The following is a 10,936-nucleotide window of genomic DNA, read 5'->3' as shown; positions in this document are numbered from 1 at the left end:
GCTTATTTCCGCGCCGGCCAGGAGATGGGCATTCCCTTCAACCCGGATTTCAACGGCGCCAGCCAGGAGGGCGTCGGCTACTACCAATTGACCCAGAAGGACGCGAGGCGTTCCTCCGCTTCGGTCGCCTATTTGAAGCCGATCCGCGCTCGCAGGAACCTTACTGTCAGGACCGATGTGCTGGTGACGCGCATCGTCGTCGAGAGAGGCCGCGCCATCGGCGTCGAGATCGTCGACAGGCCGGGCGGCGAGAAGAAAATCCTGCGCGCCGACCGAGAGGTGATCGTCTCGTCCGGCGCCATCGGCTCGCCGAAGCTGTTGATGCAGTCGGGCATCGGCCCGGCCGACCATCTGAAATCGGTCGGCGTCACGCCGGTGCATGACCTGCCCGGCGTCGGCTCCAACATGCAGGACCATCTCGACCTGTTCGTCATCGCCGAATGCACCGGCGACCACACCTATGACAATTACGCCAAGCTGCACCGCACAGCCTGGGCCGGCCTGCAATACCTGCTGCTGAAGAAGGGACCGGTGGCCTCCAGCCTGTTCGAGACCGGCGGCTTCTGGTACGCCGACCCGACTGCAGCCTCGCCCGACATCCAGTTCCATCTCGGCTTGGGCTCCGGCATCGAGGCCGGTGTCGAGAAGCTGAACAACCCGGGCGTCACCTTGAATTCCGCCTTCCTGCGGCCGCGCTCGCGCGGCACGGTGCGGCTGAAGAGCGCCGACCCCGCCGAGCATCCGCTGATCGATCCGAACTACTGGTCCGATCCCTATGATCGCGCCATGTCGATCAAGGGACTGCGGCTGGCGCGCGAGATCATGCGGCAGAGGGCGCTTGCGCCCTACGTGTTGCGCGAGGTGCTGCCCGGCCCGTCGCTCGCTAGCGACGACGAGTTATTCGACTATGCCTGCCGCAGTTCCAAGACCGACCATCATCCGGTCGGCACCTGCCGCATGGGCCATGATGACATGGCCGTGGTGACACCCGATCTTCGGCTGCGCGGCATCGACGGCCTGCGGGTCTGCGACGCCTCGGTGATGCCGCGCGTGCCCTCCTCCAACACCAATGCGCCGACCATCATGGTCGGCGAAAAGGGTGCCGATCTGATCCTCGACCGCGAACCGCTGCCGCCGGCCGTGTTTTCCGGAAACCGGGCGGCTTAGGAGCAAAAAAATGATCAGGCACTGTGTGTTCGCCAGGTTTCGCAACGATGTTCCCGCCGCCGAGCGCATGGCAATCCATGCCGATCTCGAAGCGCTGCGACAGGTGGTGGAGGGCATGGAAGCGGTCCAATTCAGCGCCAATGTCAGCCCCGAGCCGTTCGGCCGCGGCTTCACGCATGGCTTCACCATCGATTTCCGCGATGCCGCCACCCGCGACGCCTATCTGGTGCATGAGGCGCATCAGCGCGCCGGCGCCCGACTGGTCGCCGCTCTCGAAGGCGGCACCGACGGATTGATGGTCTTCGATCTCGATCTTACGAAAAAGTGACCGCCGGTTTTTCGAAAGCCGGCTGACGGCTGTTCTCTTTTGCCGACCGGGCGACATATCGTTGCCCGGGGACGGTAAAGGAGGAACGTCTTGAACCTCAATTCCCAACAGAAGAAAACCGTCCTGGCTTCATTTCTGGGCTGGACGCTCGACGCTTTCGATTTCTTCCTCCTGACATTCCTGCTCACGGATATTGCGACTGAATTCCAGACCGATGTCCCAGCCGTATCGAAGGCGCTGTTCCTGACTTTGGCGACACGCTTCATCGGCGCCTTTTTCTTCGGCATGCTTGCCGACAAATACGGGCGCAAGCCCATCCTCATGCTCAACATCGTCAGCTATTCGGTGATTGGCGCGCTGGCCGCCTTCTCGCCCAATCTCGGCATCTTCCTGGCACTGCGCGCCCTGTTCGGCATTGCCATGGGCGGCGAATGGGGACTTGGCAGTTCGCTCGCCATGGAGTCTATCCCGCCCAGCGCGCGCGGCATGGTCTCGGGCATCCTGCAATGCGGCTATCCGACGGGCTACCTCTTGGCGGCAGTGGTCTATGGCCTGCTCTATCAGCAGACGATCGGCGGCTACACGATCGGCTGGCGCGCCATGTTCCTGCTCAGCTTCGTGCCGGCATTGATCGTGCTGTTCATCCGCTCGCACGTGCCGGAATCGCCGGCCTTCGTCGACGCGCAGAAGACCGCCAGGCCGGGACTGTTGGAGACGCTGCAAAAGCACTGGGGCGTCGCCCTCTATGCCGTCGTGCTGATGATGTTCTTCAACTTCTTCAGCCATGGCACACAGGACCTCTACCCAACCTTCCTGAAGAAGCAGCACGGCTTCGATCCGCATACGGTGAGCTGGATCACCATCGTCGCCAACATCGGCGCCATCGTTGGCGGCCTGGCATTCGGCGCGCTGTCCGAGAAGATCGGCCGCGTCAACGCCATCACCCTGGCGTGCCTGATTGCTTTGCCGTCGATTCCACTGTGGGCCTACAGCACCACGCCCTTCATGCTCGCCATCGGCGCCTTCGTCATGCAGGTCGCTGTCCAGGGCGCCTGGGGCGTCATCCCGGTGCATCTCAACGAGCTTTCGCCGGGGTCCGTGCGTGCGACCTTGCCCGGCTTCATCTATCAGGCCGGCAATCTCGCGGCGTCCTATGGCGGCCCTTACCAGGCAGGCATCGCGGAAGCCCCTGGAGGCAGCTACGGATATGCGCTTGCGCTTTTTGCCGGCGTGGTTGCCGTCTGCATCATCGTCGTCATCCGCTTCAGTCCGGAGCGACGCGGCCAAGTGATGACCGTGCTGGGCTAACGGCGGCAGCTAGCCCAGTCGGAGCGCAACAACGCCGGCGACAATGCTGAGCGCGGCGGCCGCGCGCCAGCCCGTCATCTTCTCGCCGAGGGCGAAGACCGAGATCATCATGGCGAACAAGATCGAGGTCTCGCGCAGCGACGCCACCGATGCGATCGGCGCCTTGGTCATTGCCCACATCACGATCCAGTAGGCCGCACCGCTGAGTACGCCGGTGAACAGGCCCACCTTCCAGTCGCGCGCCAGCACCGGCAGCGCTTTCGGCCCACGGAAGATAAGGCATAGCACCAGCGCTCCGAGGGCATCGCAGATGAACAGCCAGGCTGCATAGCTTTGCGCTGTGGCCGCCAGCCGCGCGCCGCTGCCGTCGGACAGCGTGTAGCTGGCGATGAAGATCGAGGTGCCCAGCGCAAAGCCGACCGCGCGCAGGTTCAGCTTTTCCAGATGCGCACCGCCGCGAAACGACATCACCAGCGTGCCGGTCGACAGCAGAAAAATACCCAGAATGGCAAGCGGTGCCGGCACCTCGGCGACCACGAACATACCGCCAAGGGCTGCCAGCAAAGGTGCTGTGCCGCGCGCCAGCGGATAGGTCTGGGCGAAATCGCCGGCCTGGTAGGCGCCGATCAGGAAGGTCCGGTAGCCCATGTGGAAGATCACCGAGGCGATGATGTAGGGCCACACCTGCGCCTTCGGCACTTCGACGAAAGGCAACACGACAAGGGCAGCAGCGCCCATTCCCAGCGTCATCAGCGTGATCGACAGGAAGCGGTCGAGATGCACCTTGACCAGCGCATTCCAGATCGCGTGCATGGCGGCGGCGGCAAGCACCGCGAAGAAAACGAAGGGCGTCATTGCCGGCTCATCCGCCGCGCAGCACGGCGAGCGGTGTTTCGAGATCGATGTCGAGCCGTAGGGGGAAATGGTCCGATGCGACCTCGCCGACATCGGCGCCGACCGAGCGGACGCGCCCGGCAAACATGCCGCCGACAAAGCAATGGTCAAGCCGGCGTTTGGCCAGTTTGCCGTCGATGGTCTTCACATGGGTGTGGAAATCCGCGGTCGGCTGGCTGGCAACGGCGGCGGCATCGACGAAGCCATCGAGGTAGGCGGCGCCGCGATGATAGGGCGTGCTGCCGACGATGCGGCTATATTCGACGCTGCCCGGCTCCATGTTGAAATCGCCCATCCAGATGGCTTCCAGCGGGTTCTCCGGCTCCGGCTCGCCATTGCTCCAGTTGCGCGACGGCTCGTCATCGATGCCGCTCCAGGGTCCGCCCTCGCGGGTCGCACGGCGATGTTCGCCCAACAGGTAATCGATCTGTTCCAGCCGCTCCTCCGCCGCGATATGGGCGAGATGCAACGAAAACACCCGAACCGGGCCGGCCGGCGTGCGGATCATGCATTCAAGTGCTGCGTTGCGCGTGTTGAGCGGCCGCAGCGTGCTGCGCATCGGCAGCGCGTGCAGCCGCGACCAGACAATCGGCAGCTTCGACAGCACCATCGTGCCGAACTGCCGGCGCCGGTTGATCAGACGGCCGTCGCGCTGCTCGCTGGCGTCCATGTCGAAGGCCGGACCATAGACCCAGTGATAGTCCGGCAGCAGGCGGGAAACAAGCTCCGGCTGGTCGTCGTAGTTGCTGCGCTGCCAGTGCCGTTCGACTTCCTGCAGCGCGATGATGTCGGCGCCGGCGACGATGCGCGCGGCGCGCKAAAGATCGTAGCGGCCGTCGCTGCCGAACCCGTACTGGATGTTGTAGCTGACCAGCTTCATTGCTTATCCGGCTCATTTTCGATGATGGCAGTAGCGGTTCGGCAGATTGGTTGCAATGTGCAGGGAAATGGCAGCGGCTTGGGCCAGATATCTCACGTCGTCAGCGGCTGGAAACTTCCAGCTGGCGATGCCGCCAGTTCCGACCAGTCGATTTCCTCTTCAAGCCGGTGATAGGCTTCGTCACCGATTGTGCCGTTGCGGCGCAGTTCCTCGAGCGTGTCGCGCTGGCGGTTGATGGCATAGAGGCGCAGCCGGTCATATTCGGTGGCCGCCTGTGCGTCCTCCGGGTTTTGAGCGATCAGGCGCTGCGCCTCATACTGCTCGCGCACAACAGCAGCAGCGGCCGATGTCTTGCGGCTCAACACGTCAAGGGCGGCCTGCATGATGGCCACCCGCGCCTGCGCCACCTCATTGTCGATCGTTCTGTCCGGGTCGAAGTTGAGTATCCGCAGCAGCGGCTTCAGCGTCATGCCTTGCAGCACCAGCGTGCCGAGAACGACCGCGAAGGCGGCAAGCACGATTGGATCGCGGCCGGGAAAACCCGCCGGCAGAGCAATGGCCACCACCAGCGTCACCAGCCCCCGCATGCCACACCAACCGACGAGCACCGCGCCGCCAAACGTCGGCACATCTCGCCTTTGGTCTTCGCTTCCGAAGCGGGCCAACCATCGGATGATCGCAACGTAACTCCCCACCCAGACGAGGCGTGCCACGATGACGACGGCCAGCACCGTTGCAGCGAATAGAAAGGCTTCGCCCTGCCCTTCGCCGGAGAGGCGGCCGACGATCGATCGTGCCTGCAGGCCCATCAGCACGAAGGCCAGCACGTTGAGCACGAAGACCGCCGATTCCCACACCGAATAGGTGCTGACGCGCCGCCTGGCCGACATGCGGCGCGGCGCCATCCGCGCTATGGTCATGGCGTAGACGACGATAGTGATGATGGCGGACAGGCCCAGCCTGTCGGCCAGTATCCACACCCCGAATGTCCCGGCGAATTGCACCACGGTGCTGCTTGCCGCATCCTCGATCCGGCTGAGCGTCAGCAGCGAAAAGCGGCCAAGCACATAACCCGCGACGAGGCTGCCGATCGTCGACAGCAGAATCGTCGGGATGGCGTTGCTCAGCATGATCGAGCCGAGCGCTGCCGAAACCGCCAGGCGGTAGATCAGGAGTGCCGTGGCATCGTTGAGCAGGCTCTCGCCTTGCAGGATGGCGGTGATGCGGTGCGGCACCTTGAACTGCCCGAGTACGGCGCTCGCCGCGACCGCATCGGGCGGCGCGACGATGGCGCCGAGCGCGATTGCCGCCGCGATCGGCAGCCCGGCCATCTTCCAGCCGACGAAAGCAACGACCGCCGCGGTGAAGACGACGGCGCCGAGCGCCAGCAGCGCGAGCGGCAGCCGGTAGCGGTTGAGATCCCGCAACGATGTGTCGTAGGCGGCATCCAGAAGCACCGGCGCGATGAACAGGGCAAGAGCCAGTTCCGGATCGATCTCGATCATTGGCGCACCAGGCACGAAGGCAATCCCAACCCCGGCCAAGGCCAGCAGGGACGGATAGGGAATCTCCAGCCGTCGCGACAGCGCCGTCAGCGCAACGGCAGTCAAAAGCAGGACAAGCGTCAGTTCGAAAAGAGCCATGGCCTGTTACCCCCGTGATGCTGCATTGTCGGCAGTGGCAAGCCAGCAAGATGCTGTTGATTGGCTATTGCGCACAAGCCCCGTGGCAGTATGTCCAGCGGTCACTTGCAGCGTAAGGCACCGACCATGATCCTGATTGGCCAATTTGACTCCCCCTTCGTTCGCCGCATCGGCATTGCGATGACCTTATACGGCATCGCCTACGAGCACCGTCCGTGGTCGGCCTTCGGCGCTGCCGACAAGATCCGGCCCTACAACCCGCTGACCCGGGTGCCGACCCTGGTGCTGGACAATGGCGAGGTGCTGATCGAAAGCCATTTGATGCTCGACTATCTCGACAGCCTCGTTCCGGCCGAGCGGAGGATGTTTCCGACGGCCGAACCGGCGCGTCACCAGGCGCTGCGGATATCAGCCCTGGCAACCGGCCTCGGCGACAAGGCGGTCAGCCTGTTCTATGAGACGCGGCTGCATGAGAAAGTATCCGACCTTTGGGCCGGGCGCTGCCGCACACAGATCGAGGCTGTCCTTGCAGTCCTGGAAACCGATCGTCAGGGAAGGTCGACACCTTACTGGTTCGGCGACCGCATTGGCCATGCCGACATCGCGGTTGCCGCCGTGCTCCGCTTCATCGGCGAGGCGCATCCCGGGCTTGTGTCGCTGGCCGACTTCCCGGCGCTGGACGCACATGCCGCAAAAATGGAAGCGCTGCCGGTCTTTCAGACAGTCATGCAGCCATTCATAGCGCCGGCCTGAGGGGGCTTGGTTCTTCCTCTGCCCCGTCCGCTCTACCGCCTAGTGCAGCACCAGCATATCGCTCGACGAGAACGAAATCTCGGCCTTTTCGCCGACAGCGGGCGGCGGTGTGGCCGGGCTGTTGAACGTATCGAGCGACACGGTGTTGCCGCCAATGCCGACGCGAACCCGGATCACAGAGCCGAGAAAATGCACTTCGGAGATCTCGCCGGAAAGGCTGGAGTCGCGACCGGGCTGAAGGCCTAGCGAAATGGCTTCCGGACGCAGGGCAAGCGACAGGGTGTCGCCGGACTTCGAGCCGTTGAGCTTGCCCTTGAGCGAGACTTCCTGCGTGTCGACCTGCACCTTGCCGGACGCAGCATCGGTGACCTTGCCTTCGAGCACGTTCAGCGTACCGACGAAATTGGCGACGAACTTGGTTGCCGGACGGTTGTAGATCTCGAACGGCGTGCCGACCTGTTCAGCCTTGCCACCATACATGACAGCAATGCGGTCCGAGATCGACAGCGCCTCTTCCTGATCATGCGTGACGAAAATGGTGGTGATGCCGAGCTTCTTTTGGATCGAGCGGATTTCCTCGCGCAGCGACACGCGCACCTTGGCGTCGAGCGCCGAAAGCGGCTCGTCGAGCAGCAGCAGCTTCGGCTTCGGTGCGATGGCGCGGGCCAGCGCTATGCGCTGCTGCTGGCCGCCCGAGAGCTGATAGGGATAGCGGTCCGCCATCTGCGGCAGTTTGATGATGCCGAGCATCTCGGCGACTCGGGCATCGATGTCCGCCCTAGGCATGCCGGCAACCTTCAGGCCGAAGCCTATGTTCTGTGCCACCGTCAGGTTCGGGAACAGCGCATAGGCCTGGAACACCATGCCGACATTGCGCTGGTTGGGCTTCAGCCTCGTGATGTCCTTGCCACCAACCACGATCTTGCCGGCAGTCGGCTCCTCAAAGCCGGCGACCATGCGCAGCACGGTGGTCTTGCCGCAGCCGGACGGGCCGAGGAACGAGACGAATTCGCCACGCTCGACGTCGAGATTGAAATCCTCCACCACCGTGGTGGCACCGAAGGATTTTCGCACGTGCTGGATGGAGAGGAACGGGTCGGCCATGGTGTTGCTCTTTCGATCAGTACTTTTCGATCAATTGGGGCGGTTCGCCGATCTCGGCGCGAAACGGGACAGGATCTGGATCAGCGACATGCAGCCCCAGGTGATGGCAAAGGCGATGATGGCAAGGGCCGCCGGCTCATAGGCGCGGTTGGCGCCTATGTTCTGTAGATACGGACCGAAAGCGGGCCGGTTGAGCAGGCTGGCCATGGTGAACTCGCCAATGACGATCGCGAAGGTCAGGAACGCACCCGACAACACCGCGATCAGCACATTGGGCAGGATAACGCGCGTGATGATCGTCGACCAGCCGGCGCCAAGGATCTGCGCCGCCTCAGTCAGCGTTCGCACATCGATGGTTCTGAGCCCGGTGTCGACCGCACGGTACATATAGGGCAGCGACAGCGTGGCATAACCGATAACCAGCAGGGCGTTCGTACCGGTATCGCTGGCCAGGAACGGCAGCGGCGAGTTCGATCCGTACATCCTGATATAGCCGAACACGATGACGATGGCCGGAATGACCAGCGGCAACAGCGTGATGAACTCGACGAGCGGCCGCAGYTGCGGCAGGCGCAGCCGGATCCAGTAGGCGGCCGGCACCACGATCAGCACGCCGAGGATGATGGTGAAGACGGCGGCAAGCACTGAATAGCCGAAGGTCGCCTGGAAGCGAGGATCGCCCAACACCACCTTGTAGGCGTCAAAGGAGTACGCGCCACGCCGCATGCGCATGGAAAACTCCACCGTCGCGATCAGCGGGATGAAGAAATAGGCCGCGCCCAGCGCGAAGACGACCCAGGCCCAGAACTTTCCCGACTTCATTTGAGCCACCTCTCGGAACGGGTCCGGAACCAGATATAGAAGACATTGGCTAGGCCGGTGATGAAGATCATGCCGAAGGCGATCGCGTAGCCAAGATGGGCATTATGCAGCACGTCGCCGCGAATCTGCGCATAGAGCAGGATCGGCACGATGTTGAGCGACGAGCCTGTCAGCGCATAGGCGGTGGCGATAGCGCCGAAGGCGTTGGCGAACAGCAGGATGACGGTGCCAAGGAAACTTGGCCAGATCACCGGAATGACCACCATGCGCCAGTACTGCGCCATGGTTGCACCGAGGGTCGCGGCGGCCTCGCCCCATTCCTTCTTCAAGCCGTCGATGGCCGGCACGATGATCACCACCATCAGCGGGATCTGGAAGTAGACRTAGGTCAGCGTCAGCCCCCAGAACGACAGGATGTTGAAGCCGTGAGCGTAAATATTGAGGCCAAACAAGGTGTTCAGGATCACCGTGGCAAGCCCCAGCCGGCCGAGTGTGGCGATAAAGGCAAAGGCCAGCGGCACACCGGCGAAATTGGAAGCGACCCCGGAGAAGGTCAGCGTCGCGGAGCGTATCCATTCCGGCAGACCGCCTCGCACGATGGCGATGGCGATGGCGAGACCGGCGAAGGCACCAATCAACGATGAGGCAAGGCTGACCTTGATCGAGATCCAGTAGGCGGCAACGATCGACGGCTGCGCCAGTGCTGCGATATTTTCGAAGGTGAACTCACCCGCATCGTTCTGGAAAGCGCCCAGCATCAGATAGAGCGTGGGCAGGATCAGGAACATGATGGCGAAGATGAAGAAGGGAGCAACGCCGAGCCATTGCGTCGGCAGCCTCATGCTGCGTGCCTCGGCGGGAGGCGCGGTCTTCCCGGCAACAGCGTGGTCTGACATTGGGATATCGGTCATGCGCCGGCTACCGTCTTTGAGAAAAGGGCCGGGCGGCCTCGAGGCCGCCCGGCATGGTCTGAGTTACTTGACGTTGGCGCCGACGACGGCATCCCAGTTCTTGGTGATGGCTTCCTTGGACTTGGCCTGCTCGTCCAGCGTCGGGAACACCGCCGCGGCATAGGATTCGGCCGGCGGCAGCTTGGCCAGCACGTCCGCGGGGATCTTGCCATTCTTGGCGAGATCGTTGAAGCGGATCGGGTGGCAATAGCCCTTCAGCCAGCCGATCTGGCCTTCGTCGGAGTAGAGGTATTCCAGCCACAGCTTGGCAGCGTTCGGATGCGGCGCGTAAGCGCTGATCGCCTGCACGTAGACACCGGCAACGACACCGGTCTTCGGCACGACGACGTCGACGGGCGGGTTGCCCTTCAGCGTGTCACGGCCGGCGAGCGCGTTGTAGTCCCAGGTGATCAGGATCGGAGTCTGGCCTTGGGCCAGCGTCGCGGCCTTCCCGATGACCGGGACGAAATTGCCGGCGGCGTTGAGCTTCTTGAAGAAGTCGAGGCCAGCGGTGCCGGCGGCTTCACCAGCAGCGGCGCCCGACGACAGGCCAGCAGCATAGACGCCCTGGATGGCCTGGTTCGACGCGCGCGGATCGCCGGCGAGTGCGACCGTGTTGGCGAATTCCGGCTTCAGCAGATCGGCCCAGTCAGCCGGAGCTTCCTTGACGATGTCCTTGTTCACCTGGAAGGACAGCACGCCGTAATAGTCGCCGGTCCAGTAGCCTTCAGCATCCTTGGCGCTATCGGGGATCGAGTCCCACGTCGACACCTTGTAAGGCTGGATCAGACCATCCTTCTTGGCGGACGGGCCGAAGGACAGGCCGACGTCGATGACGTCAGGCGCCTGCGGACCCTTGTTGTCCTTGTTCGCCTTGATTGCCTCGACCTCGTCGCCGGAGCCGGCATCGGGGTTGAGCTCGTTGACAGTGATTTCGGGATACTTCGCCTTGAAGCCGGCGATGACGTCACCGTAGCCGCACCAGTCATGTGGCAAGGCGATGGTGGTGAGCTGGCCTTCAGCCTTAGCGGCCTTGACGAGATCGTCCAGCGAAGCCGCGGACGAAATCACCGACGACGCCATAAGG

The 10,936-nt window shown here is 63.3% G+C and carries 11 protein-coding genes; 4 read left to right on the top strand and 7 right to left on the bottom strand.

Translation table 11 applies throughout. The features are described from left to right. The 3 genes from ACXJ7R_RS15395 to ACXJ7R_RS15385 all read left to right on the top strand — a co-directional run. The coding region (locus ACXJ7R_RS15395) for a GMC family oxidoreductase (protein WP_457152579.1) at nucleotides 1-1,167 on the top strand (1,167 nt) is incomplete at its 5' end. 10 nt (nucleotides 1,168-1,177) lie between these two features. After that, entirely contained in the window at nucleotides 1,178-1,495 is a 318-nt protein-coding gene (locus tag ACXJ7R_RS15390) for a Dabb family protein (protein WP_095084596.1), read from the top strand. A 90-nt stretch (nucleotides 1,496-1,585) separates the two neighbouring features. Then, on the top strand, nucleotides 1,586-2,803 hold the full coding sequence (locus ACXJ7R_RS15385; RefSeq protein WP_457152578.1) for an MFS transporter: 1,218 nt from the start codon (nucleotides 1,586-1,588) through the stop codon (nucleotides 2,801-2,803). 9 nt (nucleotides 2,804-2,812) lie between these two features. Here the strand turns inward: ACXJ7R_RS15385 and ACXJ7R_RS15380 are convergent, their stop codons facing one another. The 3 genes from ACXJ7R_RS15380 to ACXJ7R_RS15370 form a co-directional block, all read right to left on the bottom strand. Further along, nucleotides 2,813-3,658 carry an EamA family transporter gene (locus ACXJ7R_RS15380; RefSeq protein WP_457152577.1) on the bottom strand — a complete coding sequence of 282 codons (846 nt, stop codon included), beginning with the start codon at nucleotides 3,656-3,658 and terminating at the stop codon, nucleotides 2,813-2,815. Nucleotides 3,659-3,665: 7 nt separating this feature from the next. Continuing rightward, on the bottom strand, nucleotides 3,666-4,577 hold the full coding sequence (locus tag ACXJ7R_RS15375; RefSeq protein ID WP_457152576.1) for an endonuclease/exonuclease/phosphatase family protein: 912 nt from the start codon (nucleotides 4,575-4,577) through the stop codon (nucleotides 3,666-3,668). Between the two features lie 92 nt (nucleotides 4,578-4,669). Continuing rightward, nucleotides 4,670-6,220: a cation:proton antiporter gene (locus ACXJ7R_RS15370; protein ID WP_457152575.1), complete on the bottom strand. Its 1,551-nt coding sequence runs from the start codon at nucleotides 6,218-6,220 to the stop codon at nucleotides 4,670-4,672. 126 nt (nucleotides 6,221-6,346) lie between these two features. Here ACXJ7R_RS15370 and ACXJ7R_RS15365 point away from each other — a divergent pair, with 126 nt between their 5' ends. After that, the gene (locus ACXJ7R_RS15365; RefSeq protein WP_457152574.1) at nucleotides 6,347-6,973 is read left to right on the top strand and encodes a glutathione S-transferase family protein; all 627 of its coding nucleotides are present in this window, start codon (nucleotides 6,347-6,349) and stop codon (nucleotides 6,971-6,973) included. 39 nt (nucleotides 6,974-7,012) lie between these two features. Here ACXJ7R_RS15365 and ACXJ7R_RS15360 read toward each other — a convergent pair whose 3' ends face one another. From ACXJ7R_RS15360 to ACXJ7R_RS15345, 4 genes are all read right to left on the bottom strand, one after another. Further along, nucleotides 7,013-8,077, bottom strand: a complete 1,065-nt coding sequence (locus ACXJ7R_RS15360; RefSeq protein ID WP_457152573.1) for an ABC transporter ATP-binding protein — start codon at nucleotides 8,075-8,077, stop codon at nucleotides 7,013-7,015. 30 nt (nucleotides 8,078-8,107) lie between these two features. Further along, on the bottom strand, nucleotides 8,108-8,899 hold the full coding sequence (locus tag ACXJ7R_RS15355) for an ABC transporter permease (RefSeq protein ID WP_184876711.1): 792 nt from the start codon (nucleotides 8,897-8,899) through the stop codon (nucleotides 8,108-8,110). Further along, entirely contained in the window at nucleotides 8,896-9,810 is a 915-nt protein-coding gene (locus ACXJ7R_RS15350) for an ABC transporter permease (RefSeq protein ID WP_457152572.1), read from the bottom strand. The genes ACXJ7R_RS15355 and ACXJ7R_RS15350 overlap by 4 nt, the downstream gene beginning before the upstream one ends. A gap of 63 nt (nucleotides 9,811-9,873) precedes the next feature. After that, the coding region (locus tag ACXJ7R_RS15345; RefSeq protein WP_457152571.1) for an ABC transporter substrate-binding protein at nucleotides 9,874-10,936 on the bottom strand (1,063 nt) is incomplete at its 5' end.

It is taken from the genome of Mesorhizobium sp. P5_C1 (genome assembly GCF_054049815.1).
This window is presented reverse-complemented; position numbering and strand designations above follow the sequence as displayed.